Below are 17,430 nucleotides of genomic sequence, written 5' to 3' on the forward strand. Positions count from 1 at the left end.
CATCTTGCATCATTGAGCGGCCTCGGCTATCAGGGAGCCATGTCACACGCTGCGCATTTCGATCCTTTCAGCCCCGCTGCCAATTGCGGCGCGACGGCTCGTGCGCTTTCCAGCCTCCTTCTTCTCGGCCTTATCGGCGATCGCCGGGCCCGCTGAAGGAGCGCCCGGCGATCGATCGCCGGTGATCGCTGGTCTGCTCCTTCCCGTCAGAAACTGGATTTGAAGCCTTGACAGGCGGGCCGTCGCTTCCGAGCAACGTGCTACCGCCCGGAGTGAGCAAATGGACGCCAAGAACGAGATTTTGCATCGCAGCACCCGCAAGGGAATGCCGACCGCCCCGCGCAAATATCAGCCCTATCCCTTTGTCGACCTTTCCGACCGCACCTGGCCCTCCAAGCGGATAGAAAAGGCGCCGGTCTGGTGCTCGGTGGATCTGCGCGACGGCAATCAGGCCCTAATTGACCCCATGGGGCATGATCGCAAGGCGCGGATGTTCGCTCTCCTCCTCGATATGGGCTTTCGGGAGATAGAAATCGGCTTTCCCTCGGCCTCTCAGACCGATTTCGACTTCACGCGCTGGGCAATCGAAGAGGGCAATGTGCCCGACGACGTCTCCCTCCAGGTGTTGGTGCAGTGCCGGCCAGAGCTGATCGCGCGCACTTTCGAGGCGCTCGAGGGGGCCACGCATCCGATCGTCCATTTCTACAACTCCACCAGCGAGTTGCAGCGTCGCGTTGTGTTTGAAAAGGATGTCGCCGGCATCAAGACGATCGCCACCGATGCCGCCAAGATGATCACGGATATGGCTGCGAAAGCGGGCGGGGGCTACCGCTTCCAGTATTCGCCCGAGAGCTTTACCGGCACCGAGCTGGATGTGGCGCTGGAGATCTGCAACGCGGTGATCGGGATCGTCCAGCCCACGCCGGAAGACAAGCTCATCATCAACCTGCCATCCACGGTGGAGATGTCGACGCCCAACATCTATGCCGACCAGATCGAGTGGATGTGCCGGCAGCTCGACCGGCGCGACAGCCTGATCGTCTCGTTGCACCCGCACAACGACAGGGGCACGGCCATCGCGGCCACCGAACTCGGCTTGATGGCAGGCGCGGACCGTGTGGAAGGAACGCTGTTCGGCAACGGCGAGCGGACGGGCAATGTCGACATCGTCACGCTGGCGCTCAACATGTACACGCAGGGCGTCGATCCCGTGCTCGACTGTTCGGAAATCAACCGCATCAAGGATGTCTACGAATATTCCAACCAGCTCCGCATCCCGGAACGGCACCCCTATGTGGGCGAATTGGTCTACACGGCCTTCTCCGGCTCCCATCAGGACGCCATCAACAAGGGCATGAAGGCCTACCGCAAGGCCAATAAGGAGCTGTGGGAGGTGCCGTATCTTCCCATCGATCCCGCCGATGTGGGTCGCACCTATGAGGCGATCATCCGCATCAACTCGCAGTCAGGCAAGGGCGGCATCGCCTATGTGCTGCAAGCCGATTACGGGCTCAACCTGCCGCGCAACCTGCAGGTGGAGTTTCGCGAGGACATCCAGGCCATCACCGACGCGGAAGGGAAGGAACTGCCTTCCAAGCGTATCCATGACCGTTTTCTGGAGGTCTATGTCGATCAGCCCGGAGCACGGATCAAATTGATCGATCACCAGACCTTTCCCGATCCCGAGATGAAGGGCCGGCGCATTCTCGAAGCCACGATCCTCGACAACGGCAAGGAGACGGTGATCAAGGGAACCGGCACCGGGCCGATCGACGGGATCGTCAACGCGCTGTCGCGGCATATCGGTATGGAGATATCGGTTCTCGATTATTCGGAGCACTCGCTCCAGCGCGGCACCGACGCCGCCGCCGTCTCTTATGTGGAGATGGAATTTCCGGGCGGAAAGCTCTTTGGTGTCGGCATCAATACCAATATTACGACTGCCTCGCTGGAAGCGGTCGTCTCCGCGGTCAATCGCATTCTAAGGGTGTAGAAAAATAGGGCAGTAGGGGCCATGCAGCCGGTTCGTTTTCTCCTATTGCCTTATTTCCCCACTCTCTTGCTACCTTAATCGTGTGATGATTTTCCTATTGGTTCATGTTAACGGTAAATTTAGCTTGAGCCGCTTGGGAGAACCATGATGAGCGAGGCTGGTCAGAACACGGCACCAAAGGTGCACCGCCTTGCCGAGGCGGTTCGCGAGATAAAGACCGCAGCCGCCGACCGCGAGGATGTCGTGGTCGATATGCGTGAATCGACCCGAGCGCGGCTAGAGATTCTGGCGCAGGAGCTTGCTCCTGTGTTCGCCGAGGTTCCGGAGGATGATCCGGCGTTCGATTTCGCCATCTCTTCCGGCCAGCAGCCACGTCTCTGGATCGATTCGGTTGCCCATGTGGTGATGGGGCCTGACCGGCGCACATACCGCTTTTTGCGCGATACCCGGCTTGGCCGCGTGGTGCTTGGCGAATCGACCGAAATTGCGCCAATCGCCGACCTCGTGACCCGCTACATTGCCGAACGCATGGTGGAGCGTCAGCGCTATCTGGAAGGAGAAATCTTTTCCCTGCCGCGCGCAACGGAGGAGGAACCGGTCGAGGACGTCGTGGCCCGCAAAGGCCGCGCGCGGGGCCCGTTCCTCGCTTCATTCTTTCTTGTAATTCTCGGGGGAATTGTCGGCACCGCCTCGATTATTCTGCTTCTATGGGACCGCTTCCCCGAACTGCATCGGTATTTTCAATAGCTTACAGGGCCATAATGGCTCTAAATCGCGGTGCGGCATAATTTAGCCGCTCTCATCCGCAAGGCTCTACATATTTTTAGTGGTTGCTTCTTCTTCGGAGCTATTTTGATGAATAAATTTTTCTGGGCCTCGGCCTTCTTTGCGTTGTTGGCAATTATCTCCCTAGTCGGTTTTATGCTCATCGGTAGCTATGTGGACGAGCAGGGATATATGCACGAACCGCTCTTCCTGGCGCCCATCGGCATGATCTCGCTTGCCGCGAGCGGCGTCTGCTTCTTCGTGGGCCTTGCTTCGAAGGGGTGACACTCTCATAAGCGCAGGAAACGCGGAATTGCCCTAAGTTTCGATTCTTCACTTTAAGCAGGTGCGCGGTCTGTCGAGATCAGCCATTGGGTGGAGAGTTGCACGACCTTCCCGCCCGGCTCGGCCACCCCGCGCCGTATCAACTGCACCTGCCATGTACCTGGTGCGCCCATGATCTCGAACAGGTTGTAATGCGCGGCGGGCAGCGCCGCGCCATGGGCCTGTCCTGCAGCGGCGACACCCACCACCGGCACGCTTGCTCCATTGCTGCCATCGATCCGGTGCACCGTCGGTAGGTGTGTGTGCCCGTGCAGTACAAGCTCGGCGCCGTATTTGCGCACCATGCTCTGAAAGCGGGAAATGCCAAACAGCCGCTTGTGCTGGCCTGTTGCGCCGCGCACGGGCGGATGATGGATGAGAAGGACGCGGAAGAGCTTCCGGTCGGCCGCTTCTTCCAGCAACTCGCAGGCGCGGCTCTCCTGTTCCTCGGTAAAGTAACCGCTGGCGAGAAAGGGTGCCGTCGCCCGCGCGGAAGACAGGCCGATAATCGCCACAGGCCCGCGCACCCGCATATAGGGAAATTGATGGCGATCGGTGATCGGTTCCGCCCCGTCTGCGGTCATATAAGCGCCCCAGGCGCGGCAGGCCTTGTTCAGCGCGTGCGGCACATAGGCGTCGTGGTTGCCAGGAACGACGGAAATATCAGCGGGCGTACCAAGACTCTCAAGCCACAGCTGCGCCATTTCGATCTCGCGGTCGAGCGCCAGATTCACCAAATCGCCAGTCAGCGCGATATGATCGGGAGCCGACGCCAGAATATCGTTGCTGATGAGGTCGATAATGCCGTTGTCGAGATTGACCCGCCGCCTGCGATGCCAATTGATATAGCCAGTGATGCGTTTCGAGATCAGTTCGCGATAGGAAAGCTCGGGAAGGGGGCCCAAATGGATATCGGAAAAATGTGCCAATCGAAACATGATGTTTCTGTAAAACACCCCGTCGCGGCTTACCAGCCCTAAGAGAATTCGATGCCTTCACCCGCCCATGCCGAAACGCGAACTGCCGAGCAGATGCGGTTTCGCGTAAAACTCTTTCACCTCTGGCACTTGTTCCGGCGTCCGCTGACGCTCGGTGTTCGCGGCGTGGTCTTCGATCAGCAGCGGCGTGAGGTGTTCCTGGTGAAGCACACCTATGTGGGCGGCTGGCATCTGCCCGGAGGCGGGGTCGAACCGGGCGAGACCATGCTTTCCTGCCTTGCCCGAGAACTTCAGGAGGAAGGCAATATCGTGCTCACCGGAGCGCCGCAGCTCAAGTCTATCCATTTTAACGGCAAGGCGAGCCGTCGTGATCACGTGGCGATCTATCTGATTACGCAATTCGCGCAGACCGCTCCGCGCAAGCCCGATCTGGAAATCGCGGATGCCCGGTTCTTTCCGCTCGATGCGTTGCCTGAGGGAACGACGGAGGGCACCCGCCGCCGCCTCGGCGAGATTTTCAGCGATTTGGAAGTTTCGGCAGATTGGTAGCGGTTCCCTAGTCTCAGAGGGGGAGGGGTATGTTCAAGCAGCTTTGGCAAACCTTTCCCGGTCATGCGGCACGGCAAAGTCAAGCTCGGGGCCCAGCGGCACGACGCCGGTCGGATTGATGGTCCTGTGGCTGCCGTAATAATGCGCCTTGATGTGAAGCATGTTCACGGTCTCGGCCACGCCAGGCATTTGGTAGAGCTCGCGCAGGTAGTTCGACAGGTTGGGATAGTCCGCGATGCGTCGCAGATTGCACTTGAAGTGCCCGTGATAAACGGGGTCGAACCTTACGAGGGTGGTGAAAAGCCGCCAGTCGGCCTCGGTGAGCCGATCCCTCAGGAGATAGCGGTGCCGCGACAGCCGTCCTTCCATCACATCCAGTGTCTCGAAGAGCTGCCGAAAAGCCTCCTCATAGGCTTCCTGCGTGGTCGCAAAGCCCGCGCGGTAGACGCCGTTGTTGATGTTTGCATAGACAAGCTCGTTCACCGTATCGATTTCGCTGCGCAGTGACTCCGGGTAGAAATCGAGCGAAGCATCGCCCCATTCGTCGAAGGCGGAATTGAGCATGCGGATGATCTCCGCGGATTCGTTGCTGACGATCGTTTCCGTCTTCCGGTCCCACAATACGGGCACGGTTACACGCCCGGAGTAATGCGGGTCCGCTTTGGTATAGATCTGGTGCAGGTAATCCAGTCCATAGAGGTCGTCGCCGGTGGCGCCATCCTCGTTCTTGAAAGTCCAGCCGTTCTCTCCCATGAAGTGGTGCACAACGGAAAAGGAGATAGCATCCTCCAGCTTCTTCAGCTTTCTGAAGATCAGGGTTCGGTGGGCCCAGGGGCAGGCATAGGAGACATAGAGGTGATATCGTCCGGGCTCTGCCTTAAAGCTGCGCGTGCGCCCTTCCGCCGGTCTTCCGTCTCTGGTCACCCAGTCACGGAACTGCGATTTCGATCGCTCAAACCGGCCGCCGGTCTTGGAGGTATCGTACCATTTGTCCTGCCACGCGCCTTCGACAAGCAAACCCATGCGCTTCTCTCCTTTTCTCAAAGACCGGATTTAGGACTCTGCTTTCGCCTTCCCAAGCTTTTCGAGGTAGACGCATCGTCAATAAAATCGGTTCCGAGGGCCTGCAGGTAATCAATCCTGTGGACGGTGGCGATATTTGGTGCTAGCGGAACGGCGCTTTGGGAGAAGAGAGGCATGATCTATTTCCGGGTGGAGCGACGACGAAAGGGCTAAGCGCCGAATGGGCGCGCGGTAAACATCGCGCCTGCGCCGCACATGTCCCTTTTGAACCTACCGGAACCTTGCCATGGCCTCTGCCGACGTCGTTTTCCTGCCGGAAGCTCCGGCGCACTATCCTGAAATCGAAGACATCAACGCCGAAGCCTTCGGGCCGGGCCGCTTTGCCAAGGCGGCCTACAAGATCCGCGAGGGCGGACCGCACGAGCGCGCGCTTTCCTTCGTGGCGCTGCATAAGGGCAGGGTCATCGCCTCGGTGCGGCTATCGCGCATCATCGCGGGCGAGGGCAGCGGTCTTCTGCTCGGTCCGCTTGCCGTTCGGCCCGCCTACAAGAACCAGGGCATCGGCAGGAAGCTCCTGAGGATCGCCCTCCAGGCGGCACGGGAGGTCGGGGCCGGGGTCGTCGTCCTGGTAGGCGACGAGCCCTATTATGGCCCGTTCGGTTTTAAGCCGGTTCCTTCCGGCCAGCTCGCCATGCCACGGCCCGTGGACCCCGGCCGCCTGCTCGCCGCGGAGCTGAAGAAGGGTGCGCTTGCCGAGCTTCAGGGGATGGTGATGCATGAGGCGATGTCAAGGCGGGGGCCTGCCATACCGCTTGCCTCACCTCCACCGATGGAAAAGCTATTAAAGCAAGTGGGCTAACCCACTTCGCCGCCTATTGCCCGAGGTTCTCGATCTCGACCCGGTTGACGCTGACGCGGTTCTCTTCATCGCCCTTGCCGCGGACGATGCCGTAAAGGACGCCAGGCTGCGAGCGATCCCAAGCGATGCCCTGACCGCGGATTTCGAGGGGGACGGTGGCAAGCCATTTGAGGGTCGAGCCGATTTCGGGCACCTGCATGACGTAAGCTTCGGCCGGATCGTGACCGCTCAGGTATAGATTGCCGTCCGGTCCCCAGGAGCCGCCGGAATTCGACATATCATCAAACTTTTCGACTATCGCGTCGGGAATGACATATTGCTCCGCTATCTCCCAATCCGGTGTGAAGCGCACCACCTGGGTGTTGAACTTGTTGCCGTAAGCGACAGGGCTCTTGTCGAAGACGCGATTGTAATTGGCGAAGCCGCCCCACCAGGAACCATCAGGAGCCCGGTCGATCCAGGTGAAGGATCCGAGCTGGATGCCGAAACTGTAGCTGTCCACGTGATCCAACGTCGCGGCGTCGAATATTTCGAGGGAGCTAGTCATTGGCCAGGTCGAATAGTTCGAGTGCGCGACGTAAATCCTGCCGTCGACAATGGCGGCGCTATCGAAATGGATCGCGCCCCTGTCCTCGTAGTTGACCGACTTGACGAGCGTCTTGTTGCCCTTGGAATACTTGGCGATCACCGTGTTGTCGATGGCGTAAAAATGCTCGGCATCGACCCCAATGCCCTGGTTGGCTTCAGGAATTGCGAAGACCTCGATGACCTCCGACTTCATCGCCGGAGGCTCACTCTCCTGCGCCGTCACAGGTATAGCAATCATCGTTACGGCCAGCGGAACGGCCGCCCAAAAGGCTTTGGCAGGCATGTTGTTCTCCAGATTTTCCGCACCCGGTGGGGCACCCTCAACCCGGCTAGGTTAGAAATGGTCGATGAAGCCGGTGTGACGCTGGAGCAGATATCTGAAGTTACCGCCCCTCCCGGTACCACATCGAGCCGAGCGCGATCAGGAGAAGCGCGAGGCCCAGGAAGCCGGCGAAGAGCGGCACGCGGCTGACGGATTTCAGCACGCTGTCATTGGTCGTTCTGAGGCCTACCCAGTCGCGCCCTGCGGCAACAGTCGCATTGGCTCGCACCGGTACGATGTTGGGCAGGTTCACACCGGTCACGCCCGCCGTGAGCCGGCGCACACTGCCGCCGCTCTCCTCGGCCACCGGGCGCAGCACCTCTTCGGTGGAAACGGTATCGGCGAATTCAGGCGCATTGATCGGTCCGACATGGGCAAGAGCTGTCAGATCGCCGTTGCGCACCTGGAAAAGGCCGATCTCGTTCGTCTCCAAGGTGGCGCGGAAGAGCCCAGGCTCGGAGGCAACCAGCGGCACCTCGCGGGTGGCCCCGGAGGGAGTGGTCACGGTTGCCGTCCCCGCCTCGTCGGCCATAGTTTGCCGGGTAATGTCCAGGGTCATGCCCTGGCCGTCCGCCGTCAACCGCTCTTCCTCCAGTTCCGGCTCCTGCATCAGCCAATGGGCGATCCGGCGATAGAGCGAGACGTAGGGGCCTCCGCCCTGATAGCCCCGCGCCCAGAGCCACCCCTGATCGGAAAGGAACATGCTGACGCGGCCTTCGCCCTGGCGGGCAAGGAGGAGCAGCGGGCGCCCGTCCGGCCCCTGCATAACCGCCTGACCGTCGGGCCGGTCGACGCCGATGATGCGGAACCAGCGGCTCCAATCGGGCGGCTCGGCATTCGAGCCGTCGAGCGCCCGGGTAACGGGATGGCGCTTGCCGAGTTCGCTCACCCGCGGATGGAAGCCCTGCTCCAACACCTCGCCATTGGGCAGGGCAGGCAGGGCCGAGATCAGCGGGGTTCGCGCGATCGACTGCTCACCCGCGAATTCAGGCCCCGCCGCGATCAGCAGGGCGCCGCCGTTCTGCACATATTCGGCGATGTAATCGTAGTAGAGGATCGGCAGCACGTCCCGATGCTGGTAACGGTCGAAGATAATGAGGTCGAAGTCATTTATCTTTTCGACGAACAGCTCGCGCGTCGGGAAGGCGATAAGCGACAATTCGTTGATGGGCGTACCGTCCTGCTTCTCCGGCGGGCGCAGGATCGTGAAGTGGACGAGATCGACGGAAGCATCGGACTTCAAGAGGTTGCGCCATGTGCGCTCGCCCGAGTGCGGCTCACCGGAGACGAGCAGCACACGCAGGTTCTCACGAATCCCGTCCACCTGCGCCACGGCGCGGTTGTTGCTGTCGGTAATCTCGCCTTCCTCGACCGGAACACGAAGTTCCACGATGTTCCTGCCGGCCGTGGGCAGCGTGATCTCGAAAGGCATTTCCTGCCCGATCACCGCCTGATCAACCGAAGAAAGCTGGCCGTTCACGTAGATCTCCACTTCCGTGGAGCCGCTTTCGCCGGCTGTGTCCAGCACCCGGTAGGTCATTTCCATGGGCTGGCCCACGATACCGAAGCGGGGCGCGCGCTCGAAGCGGATGCGCCGGTCGCGTTCGTCTTCCTGGCCGGTAATCAGCGCATGGAGCGGCCCTGAGAGGCCGGCGGTGTTGGAGGGCGTGTCGTGCACCTGTCCGTCGGTGATCATGATGGAGCCGGCGACCCGAGAGGGCGGTACGTCGCGCAGGGCGCTCGACAGGGCGTCGAATAGGCGTGTCTGCGTGCGCTCGTCGGCTGCCTCGCCACGGCCTGCCTCCACCATGCGCACTTCGAACTGATCAAAAGCCTGGAGTCGTTGCTGCAGCGCCTCGGCGGCCTGCCGCGTCCTTTCCGCGCGGTCGCCTATGTCCTGGCTCTGGCTTTTATCCAGCACGACGGCGACAACGCTCTTGAGCGGCTCCCTCTCTTCATCGAGAAGCACCGGATTGGCAAGCGCGAGGGCCAATGCCGCAAGCGCCGCAAGGCGGAGCAGGGCGCCGCGCCGGCCCAGCAACAGGCTGAGCGCGATGAGAAGCGCCAGAGGGATGAGCCCTGCTGCAAGCACGGTCCAGGAGAAGAGGGGCTCGAAACTCACCGACCAGTTCACGGCGCGCTCCTGTCGAAATGGTCAGTGCGCTTCGCGGTATGGTGAGCGGCCGAGTGCTGCCGTATCCCCCTCTGGCCTGCCGGCCATCCCCCCCTTAAAGGGGGAGATTGCTCCGGCCGCTTTGCCGGCTCCTGCTGTGCAGCGCTGGCGATTGGCGAAATTGCCCATGAAAGCTGATCTCCCCCCTTGAGGGGGAGATGGCCGGCAGGCCAGAGGCGGGTGGGGATGCGCAGGTCGCCGCTCATCTTTACTGTCCCAGCCTCTCGAGCAGGACGGGCACGTGCACCTGATCGGACTTGTAGTTGCCGGTCAGCATATACATGATGATGTTGACGCCCGACCTCAGCGCCAGCATGCGCTGCATGGGATCAGCCGGGACGGTGGGAAGCAGCGGGTCGCCGTTGCCGTCGATCGCCCAAGCGCCAGCGAGGTCGTTTCCGGTGATCATGATGGGCGTCACGCCGTCGCCTGTCCGTACCGGTCGGTCCGCGCGGCTTTCGGATGTCGAAGCCTCCACCCAAAGGGCGCTCCCGCGGTAGCGGCCGGGAAAATCAGGCAGGATGTAAAATGCCTTCGTCAGCACATGGTCGTCCGGCACGGGCTCCAGCGGCGGCACATTGAGGCCGGAAAGGATATCGCGCAGCCGCTGCGTTTCAGGGGTAACGGACCCGGACGCCCCAAATCCTCCCGCATATTGGTCGCGCGTATCGAAGAGCACCGTGCCGCCCTGCTGCATATAGGCGTCGATGCGGGCGATCGCTTCTTCCGAGGGCATGGGAGCGCCCGCATCGATCGGCCAATAGATGAGCGGATAGAAGGAAAGCTCGTCTTTCGAAATGTCCACCGGCGCCGGTTCGCCGGGCTCCAGCGCCGTCTTTTCCGCAAGAAACCGTGACAATCCCATGATGCCGGCGCGGCTCACGGTGTCGACTGAGGAAACGCCGGTGACCACATAGGCGATCCTTGTCGCCGAAATGGCCTCGATTGCCTCCTGGTCGGTCGGCTGCGGCTCGTCTATCTGGGCCATTGCGCCATCGGGCGACATAAAGCCGAACAGGACAACAGCAGCAAGGACCGCGGTGGCCTTCGCTGCCGTTCGGGCCCTGCCTGACCGGCGCGACAAAAGCCCGCCCAGCCAAAGCACCGCGAGCGTGTCGAGAGCAAGCAGTGCGAGCGCTGCCGCCATAAGAGGTCCTTTCAGCGGCCGCGAACTGTCGAACGCATAGCTCGCCTCGGTTATCGGTACCGGGGCGGCAGGCCGTGCGATGGCGGCGAGCGTTGCTCCGGGCTTCAGAAGATTGTGCGCCACCACGCCTTCCTCCGAACCATAGAAACCGGGCGGATGGGCAAGAGTCACGGGCGTATCCCGGCCTGGGCTAAGCGGTTCTGCCTCCGGGCTTGGCGGCACCAGCGTGCCGGTGGCCGAGATCATGCGGTAGGGCGCAAGCTGTCCACCACGTGGATCCGCATTGGCCGTGACGGTTCCCTGGTTGCGGGAAAGCTGCACGATGCGCCGGAGCATCTCGACAAAGGTGCCTGAAATGGGCAGGTTCGACCAGGTGGCCTCCGGCGTTGTATGGAACAGGATTACCCGGCCTTCATCGCGCTGCGCACTGGTGACGAGCGGTGTGCCGTCGGCGAGATTGGCCCAGGTGCGCTCCACGATGTCGGCGGAGGGCTCCGCCAGCACCTGCCGGCTGACGGTCACGTCCTGCGGGGGGGAAAGGTCCGAGAAAGGCCCGCCCGCGGGAAATTCGGCGACCGGCTGCGGCTCCGACCATGAGAGCGTTCCGCCCAGTGAACGCTCTCCAGTGCGCAACCGCACCGGCAGCAGTTCCTCGTCATTTTCGGCTGCTGCAAGCCGCGGGCCTGCAAAACGGATCAGCGTTCCGCCACCCCTCATCCACTCGATAAGACGGCCGCGCACGGATTCCGGAAGCGTTCCGACATCGGCCATGATGATCGCCGCAGGGTGCTGCTCAAGAAGCTGCGGGATCGCTTCTGTCAGATCCGGACTGGAGGGCTCCACCAAATCCGCATAAGGGCCGAGCGCCCGCCGGATGTAGTAGAGGGGCGACAGCAAGGGCTGTGCCTGGTCAGCCTCGTTCTGGGAAAGAAGGCCAACCCGGCGGCGCCGCGAATTCTCATCGAGCAACCTCAGTGCGCCCGCATGGTTCTCGCCATCGATAGCAACGCTCGCAAAATCATTGCGCAGCTCGAAAGGCACGGTCATCTGCCCGGTCGCCTGCGCTTCCCCCGGACCGAAGCTGATCGCCGTTTCCGCGATCCGCCGGCCCTGCTCATCCGAGGCATAGGCGGTCACTTGCCGCGGGCCGGTCTCGCCCTCGGGACGCACGGCAGTCACGGTGAAGCGCTCCGGCTCGTTCGCGCTGTCGGAGAGCGCAATGGCCGAGAGCGCGCCGGGGCCTACCCAGAGCACGTTGGATAATTCGCTTTGGAACAGGCTCTGGAAGGCTTCCTCGTCGCCTTCGGCTGCCAGCCCATCCGTCAAAAGCGCGAGGCTGGCGCCGGGCATTTCCGCAAGCGCTTGCGCTACCCGCCCGTAGATTGCCGGGCGGTCGGTGGGTACAGGCCGCGGCTCGGCGGCGTTCAGCCGCTCGAGCGCCGTTTCCGCATCGAAGGGGCCGACATCCTGCGCCGGGCTTTCCGCCGTCAGGGCGAGAACCACCGGAACAGCTTGCGCCCGCGCATCATTGATCAGCCGCGCGGCGGTTGCCACGCGCCGCTCCCAATCGGGTGCGGCCGCCCAGCTATTGTCGAGCACGAGGGCCAAGCCGCGCCCGCCCACCGCGATACGCTCGCGTGGATTGAAGACGGGGTCTGCCAGCGCAAGAATCACCAATGCGGCGAGCAGCAGCCGCAGCAGCGTGAGCCACCAGGGGCTCTTATGCGGCGTTTCCTCGCGCCGGGCGATGCGGGCCAAGATCCGTAGCGGAGGGAACGTCTCCTGCTGCGGCCTCGGCGGCGTCAGGCGCAAGAGCCACCAGATGACCGGAAGGGCGATCAGCCCCCACAGGACCATTGGCGCGCCGAAGGAGAGCGGCAGGAAATTCATCGGCCGCCATCCATCTCGACCGTCATGGCCGTATGCACCCGGATCAGCGCGTCGGAAGCGAGCTTGTCAGTGTGATTGACGGTGTAGCTCCAGCCGCGTTTCTTGCACCAGCCGGTCAAGGTTTCGCGCCGGGCGAGATAGAGCTGGCGGTAGTCCTCCCCCAGCGTTTCGGCGCGGCCGAAGGTAAGCTTCTCGCCCGTTTCAGGATCACGGAATTCCGTACGCCCAGCATATGGAAAGCTCTCTTCCGCCGGGTCTGCCACCTCGACCAGGTGCGCCCGCGCGCCGACGCGCGCCAGCGGATCGAGCCATCGCATCGTCTCTTCCGGCGGGTCGAGGAAATCGCTGGCCACCACCACATCCGAGAAGCGGCGCACCTGGGCCAGGTCGGGATGGGTGGCGCTCGGCTCCGCGTGCGCCACATGCTGCGCCAGCCGCTCGGCTCCGTTGCGCGCGGCAAAAGGATCGGTGAGCCCGGGCCAGGCGATGCGCTCACCGCTGCGCGACAAGAGCTCGGCGAGCGCCAGAATCAGCACCAGCGCACGGGACTCCTTGGAAACGTCAGAGAGGGTGGAGCGATAGAGCATGGAAGGCGAGCGGTCGGCCCAAAGCCACACCGTGTGCGCGGCCTCCCACTCCCGGTCACGGATATAGATGTGTTCGTCTCGGGCGGAGCGGCGCCAGTCGATGCGGGCCACTGCCTCGCCCTCCACATAGGGCCGGAACTGCCAGAAATTTTCCCCGATACCGCGCCGGCGCCGCCCGTGCCATCCGGCAATCACATTGCCGACGATACGGCGTGCCTGGACGAGAAGGTCCGGCACGAGCGAAGCTCGCGTCCGCGCACGTACGAGCGCATCCTGCGTCGTGACGGGGGCGGTGACTTCGCCGATTCGCGCCATTCAGCCTCTCAATCGAGTGTCTTCACCAACCGTGCGATGACGTCGCGCACGCTCATGCCCTCTGCACGCGCGGCGAAAGTGAGCGCCATGCGATGCTGCAGCACCGGCTCGGCAAGAGCGCGCACATCGTCAATCGACGGCGCCAGCCGGCCTTCGTAGAGCGCGCGTGCGCGGGCACAAAGCGTCAGCGCCTGACTAGCACGAGGTCCCGGACCCCAGCTCACATGCCGGTCTGTCTCGGGGTGGCCGACCCCCGGCCGGGCGGAACGCACCAAGGCCAGGATCGCTTCCACAACGGTCTCCGGCACAGGCATCCGGCGGATCAGCATCTGGATTTCCTTGAGCCGAACCGGCGTCAGCACGTTCGCGGGGCGGGCCTCTTCGACACCCGTCGTTTCCAGGAGAATGCGCCGTTCGGCCTCGAGTTCCGGATAGAGAATATCGATCTGCATCAAAAAGCGGTCGAGCTGGGCTTCCGGAAGCGGATAAGTGCCTTCCTGCTCCAGCGGGTTCTGCGTCGCGAGGACGTGGAAGGGCGAGGGCAGGTCGTAGCGCTGGCCTGCCACCGTCACATGATATTCCTGCATGGATTGGAGCAGCGCCGACTGGGTTCGCGGACTGGCGCGGTTGATCTCGTCGGCCATCAGGAGCTGTGCGAAGATCGGGCCGGGCAAGAAACGGAAGGAACGCCGACCGTTCTCGCCCTGCTCCATCACTTCCGAGCCGAGGATATCCGACGGCATCAGGTCCGGCGTAAACTGGATGCGCCGGGCATCGAGCCCCAGCACCACGCCAAGCGTTTCAACCAGTTTTGTCTTGGCCAGTCCGGGCACACCCACCAGAAGCGCGTGACCTCCGGCCAGAAGCGCCACCAGCACACGCTCGACCACTTCCTCCTGGCCGAAAATAACCTTTCCGACCCCCTCTCGCACACGGGCGATGTCTGCCAGCGCAGCCTCCGCCTGGGCCACCATTTGTTCGTCGCTGATTGCCTTCGGGCCGGTCGCATGGTCTCTGGCGATGATGCTCATTCGGCTTGGTCCTCGCGCTCTGCCAGCGTGGCGAGGCTGCAATACTCAGGGCAAGGAATCGCAGCGGGCCACCTCGGAACGAACTTAGATGAGTTCGTATAGCTGACAAGCCGGATAACAGTGACTATTTCGTGACGAGAGCCGAAACCGGGATGGAGCATATGGCGAAAGGCACGATGGCAAAGCCGCAGGGGGCGGAGGCGCTTTCCGCCCTGATTGCCCGTGCGGCCCGCGCCGGGAAGGGGCCTCCTCCCGTCGAGCGCTGGGATCCTCCCTTCTGCGGCGATCTCGATATGGAGATCAGGGCGGACGGCACATGGTACTATCTGGGCACGCCGATCGGCCGTATGCCGCTTGTGCAGCTTTTTTCCTCCGTGCTGCGAAAGGACGAGGACGGCAAAACCTATCTCGTGACGCCCGTGGAGAAGGTGGGGATCCGCGTGGAAGACGCGCCTTTCCTCGCGGTGGAACTCGCGGTAACCGGAAAAGGCGATGCCCAGGCGCTCACCTTTCGCACCAATGTGGGCGATGTGGTCGAGGCGGGGCCGGAGCACCCAATGCGCTTTGCGCAAGAGCCGGGAACGGGAGGCATGAAGCCCTATGTGCATGTGCGAGGGCGGCTGGAGGCGCTTGTCGCACGATCAGTAATGTACGAGCTCGTGGCGCTCGGTGAAGAAATGCATATCGGCGGCAGACGCATGTTTGCTGTCCGCTCCAGGGGCAAGGCCTTTCCCGTAATGTCCATGGAAGAACTGGAGGGCTCACTCGCATGAGCACTCAGGACGTCTCCCTCTTTTCGGCCGAGGACTTCCGGCGGCGGGCCGCGGCCCAGGATCCCGCGCTGGCGGGCGAGGCCTATGGCGACCACCGGCTGAATCCGGATTTGAAGCAGTTTTTCCTGCGCGACGGGCTGCATGACGCTGCCGTGCTTGTTCCAGTGGTGAACCATGCGGGCGGGGCGACGGTCATCCTTACGGAACGGTCGAGCCGCTTGCGGCAGCATTCGGGACAGATCGCCTTTCCTGGCGGGCGCATAGATCCGACCGATTCCTCGCCTGAGGATGCGGCACTTCGCGAGGCGGAGGAGGAGATCGGGCTTGACCGGGCCCTTATCCAGGTCGTCGGGCGCATGCCCGATTATGTCACCGGCAGTGGCTATCGCATCCGCCCGGTGCTTTCGGTGGTGCAATCCGATTTTGCCCTGGTTCTGAACACCGACGAGGTGGAGGATGCCTTCGAGGTGCCGCTTTCCTTCCTGATGGACCCTGCCAATCATCGGCGCGAAAGCCGCATTTGGCAGGAGAGGGAACGCTTTTTCTACACAATGCCTTACGGCGAGCGCTTCATATGGGGAATCACCGCCGGCATTCTGCATATGCTTTATGAAAGGCTCTATGCCCGATGACCACGATCGCCGGTGCTCCCTGGCTCGATCAGCAGGGCCTTCAGCCACTGCTGGAAATCCTCAACGAAGGCGGGGAAGAAGCCCGCATCGCAGGCGGCGCTGTCCGCAATGCGCTTCTTGGCGAGGCGGTGACCGATATCGATATCGCCACCACCAATCTTCCCGACGAGACGATCCGCCGGGCGAAAGCAGCGGGCTTCAAGGTCGTGCCGACCGGCTATGAACACGGCACGATCACCGTAATCGCCAAGGGCACCCCTTACGAGGTTACAACCCTGCGCGCGGATGTGGAAACGTTCGGGCGGCACGCGCGCGTGGTCTTCGGGCGTGATTGGAAAGCGGATGCGGAGCGGCGGGACTTCACGATCAATGCGCTTTACGCGGAGCCCGGTGGCCGGGTGGTCGACCTTGTCGGCGGCCTGGCGGATCTGCAATCGCGCACTCTCCGCTTCATCGGCGAGCCGGAAAAACGCATCCGTGAAGATTATCTGCGTATCCTCCGGTTCTTCCGCTTCTTTGCCTGGTACGGCTCGGGCCGGCCGGATGCGGAGGGCCTAAAGGCCTGCGCGCGGCTGAAGGACCGGCTTTCGGGCCTCTCCGTCGAGCGCATCTGGATGGAGTTGAAGAAACTTCTGGCCGCTCCAGATCCCTCGCGCGCGTTGCTTTGGATGCGGCAGACGGGCGTGCTTACGCAGGTTCTGCCCGAAACGGAAAAATGGGGCATCGACGCGATTCACTCGCTGGTCGAGACGGAGCGGGCGCTCGGCTGGCCGGTGGAGCCTCTCCTGCGGCTGGCCTCGATCGTGCCCCCGGACCCGGAGCGTATCGAAAAGCTCGCAGCGCGACTGCGCCTTTCCAAGGCGGAGGGTGCCGCCCTGGTATCCTGGGCAGAGTCTTCCCAGCCGGACCCGTCGCTGAAGGAGGGAGAGTTCCTGAAGCTCCTTTACCGAAGCGAGGCTGGCGGCATGGCATGGCGGCTGCGGCTCGGCCTTGCTTCCGCCCGGGCGCGCGCTGTCGAGAGCGACAAGGCGCTGATCGAGGCCGCCGGCTACCAACGCCTGCTCGATATTACCGCGCGCTGGGAAAAGCCGGTGTTCCCTGTTCGGGGCAGGGATCTGCTGGAAAGAGGCTTCAAGCCGGGGAAGGAACTTGGCGCAAAGCTGGCCGAACTCGAAGAGAAATGGATTGCCTCGGGCTTTTCGCTTTCGCGCGAAGATCTGCTTTAAAAAACAGAAGGGCGCCTTAGGCGCCCCTTCCTTTGATCTGTTGAACGGCTGTCTACGCAGCGTCCTGCTGCTGGACGATCCGGGAGCGGATCGCCTCGATCATGCTCTCGCGGATGATCGTCTCGCCATGCACCTCGCGCATGTGTTCCACCGCGCGGCGCATTACCTCCGCCTCCTCTTCATGACGGGTATGCCACTCGCAACCGGGGACCAGCGATCCGCAATGAAATTCCTTCATCGTTCAAACTCCTCCGTTCTATGGCATCTCTAACCATACACGATATCTGGGGGCAGT

16 protein-coding genes are annotated in these 17,430 nt (G+C 62.5%); 8 read left to right on the forward strand and 8 right to left on the reverse strand.

Annotation, left to right across the window (positions count from 1 at the left end):
* Window positions 1-325 precede the first annotated feature (325 nt).
* The 3 genes from leuA (at window position 326) to GNP00_RS11120 (ending at window position 3,043) form a co-directional block, all read left to right on the forward strand.
* The gene (gene leuA, locus GNP00_RS11110; RefSeq protein ID WP_041545443.1) at window positions 326-1,993 is read left to right on the forward strand and encodes a 2-isopropylmalate synthase; all 1,668 of its coding nucleotides are present in this window, start codon (window positions 326-328) and stop codon (window positions 1,991-1,993) included.
* Window positions 1,994-2,140: 147 nt separating this feature from the next.
* Window positions 2,141-2,740: a hypothetical protein gene (locus GNP00_RS11115; RefSeq protein ID WP_041544735.1), complete on the forward strand. Its 600-nt coding sequence runs from the start codon at window positions 2,141-2,143 to the stop codon at window positions 2,738-2,740.
* A 108-nt stretch (window positions 2,741-2,848) separates the two neighbouring features.
* Window positions 2,849-3,043 carry a DUF3955 domain-containing protein gene (locus GNP00_RS11120; RefSeq protein ID WP_041544734.1) on the forward strand — a complete coding sequence of 65 codons (195 nt, stop codon included), beginning with the start codon at window positions 2,849-2,851 and terminating at the stop codon, window positions 3,041-3,043.
* Between the two features lie 53 nt (window positions 3,044-3,096).
* On the opposite strand, the gene GNP00_RS11125 is transcribed toward GNP00_RS11120, so the two are convergent.
* A complete protein-coding gene (locus tag GNP00_RS11125) occupies window positions 3,097-4,020 on the reverse strand; it encodes a metallophosphoesterase family protein (protein WP_011581521.1) in 924 nt (307 codons plus the stop codon).
* A 51-nt stretch (window positions 4,021-4,071) separates the two neighbouring features.
* Between GNP00_RS11125 and GNP00_RS11130 the strand changes: the two genes are divergently transcribed.
* Entirely contained in the window at window positions 4,072-4,569 is a 498-nt protein-coding gene (locus GNP00_RS11130; protein WP_011581520.1) for an NUDIX domain-containing protein, read from the forward strand.
* Window positions 4,570-4,602: 33 nt separating this feature from the next.
* Here the strand turns inward: GNP00_RS11130 and GNP00_RS11135 are convergent, their stop codons facing one another.
* Window positions 4,603-5,592 (reverse strand): glutathione S-transferase family protein, encoded by a 990-nt coding sequence (locus GNP00_RS11135; RefSeq protein ID WP_011581519.1) that lies wholly within the window; start codon window positions 5,590-5,592, stop codon window positions 4,603-4,605.
* Between the two features lie 286 nt (window positions 5,593-5,878).
* Here GNP00_RS11135 and GNP00_RS11140 point away from each other — a divergent pair, with 286 nt between their 5' ends.
* A complete protein-coding gene (locus GNP00_RS11140; protein ID WP_011581518.1) occupies window positions 5,879-6,451 on the forward strand; it encodes a GNAT family N-acetyltransferase in 573 nt (190 codons plus the stop codon).
* A 13-nt stretch (window positions 6,452-6,464) separates the two neighbouring features.
* Here the strand turns inward: GNP00_RS11140 and GNP00_RS11145 are convergent, their stop codons facing one another.
* The 5 genes from GNP00_RS11145 to GNP00_RS11165 form a co-directional block, all read right to left on the reverse strand.
* A complete protein-coding gene (locus tag GNP00_RS11145) occupies window positions 6,465-7,322 on the reverse strand; it encodes a hypothetical protein (protein WP_011581517.1) in 858 nt (285 codons plus the stop codon).
* Between the two features lie 100 nt (window positions 7,323-7,422).
* Entirely contained in the window at window positions 7,423-9,495 is a 2,073-nt protein-coding gene (locus GNP00_RS11150; protein WP_011581516.1) for a membrane protein, read from the reverse strand.
* Window positions 9,496-9,742: 247 nt separating this feature from the next.
* Window positions 9,743-12,571 carry a DUF4159 domain-containing protein gene (locus tag GNP00_RS11155; protein ID WP_011581515.1) on the reverse strand — a complete coding sequence of 943 codons (2,829 nt, stop codon included), beginning with the start codon at window positions 12,569-12,571 and terminating at the stop codon, window positions 9,743-9,745.
* Window positions 12,568-13,473, reverse strand: coding sequence for a DUF58 domain-containing protein (locus GNP00_RS11160; RefSeq protein ID WP_011581514.1), 906 nt, complete (start codon window positions 13,471-13,473; stop codon window positions 12,568-12,570). Before GNP00_RS11160 ends, GNP00_RS11155 begins: the two co-directional genes overlap by 4 nt.
* 8 nt (window positions 13,474-13,481) lie before the next feature.
* On the reverse strand, window positions 13,482-14,504 hold the full coding sequence (locus GNP00_RS11165; RefSeq protein WP_011581513.1) for an AAA family ATPase: 1,023 nt from the start codon (window positions 14,502-14,504) through the stop codon (window positions 13,482-13,484).
* A gap of 161 nt (window positions 14,505-14,665) precedes the next feature.
* Between GNP00_RS11165 and GNP00_RS11170 the strand changes: the two genes are divergently transcribed.
* The 3 genes from GNP00_RS11170 to GNP00_RS11180 are packed head-to-tail and all read left to right on the forward strand — an operon-like array spanning window position 14,666 to window position 17,135.
* The gene (locus GNP00_RS11170; RefSeq protein ID WP_011581512.1) at window positions 14,666-15,277 is read left to right on the forward strand and encodes a DUF1285 domain-containing protein; all 612 of its coding nucleotides are present in this window, start codon (window positions 14,666-14,668) and stop codon (window positions 15,275-15,277) included.
* Entirely contained in the window at window positions 15,274-15,909 is a 636-nt protein-coding gene (locus GNP00_RS11175) for a CoA pyrophosphatase (protein WP_011581511.1), read from the forward strand. The genes GNP00_RS11170 and GNP00_RS11175 overlap by 4 nt, the downstream gene beginning before the upstream one ends.
* A complete protein-coding gene (locus GNP00_RS11180; RefSeq protein WP_011581510.1) occupies window positions 15,906-17,135 on the forward strand; it encodes a CCA tRNA nucleotidyltransferase in 1,230 nt (409 codons plus the stop codon). The genes GNP00_RS11175 and GNP00_RS11180 overlap by 4 nt, the downstream gene beginning before the upstream one ends.
* Before the next feature lie 52 nt (window positions 17,136-17,187).
* Here the strand turns inward: GNP00_RS11180 and GNP00_RS11185 are convergent, their stop codons facing one another.
* Entirely contained in the window at window positions 17,188-17,373 is a 186-nt protein-coding gene (locus GNP00_RS11185) for a DUF1059 domain-containing protein (RefSeq protein WP_011581509.1), read from the reverse strand.
* Window positions 17,374-17,430: the final 57 nt, after the last annotated feature.

Source organism: Chelativorans multitrophicus (genome assembly GCF_011317445.1).
GTDB lineage: Bacteria > Pseudomonadota > Alphaproteobacteria > Rhizobiales > Rhizobiaceae > Chelativorans > Chelativorans multitrophicus.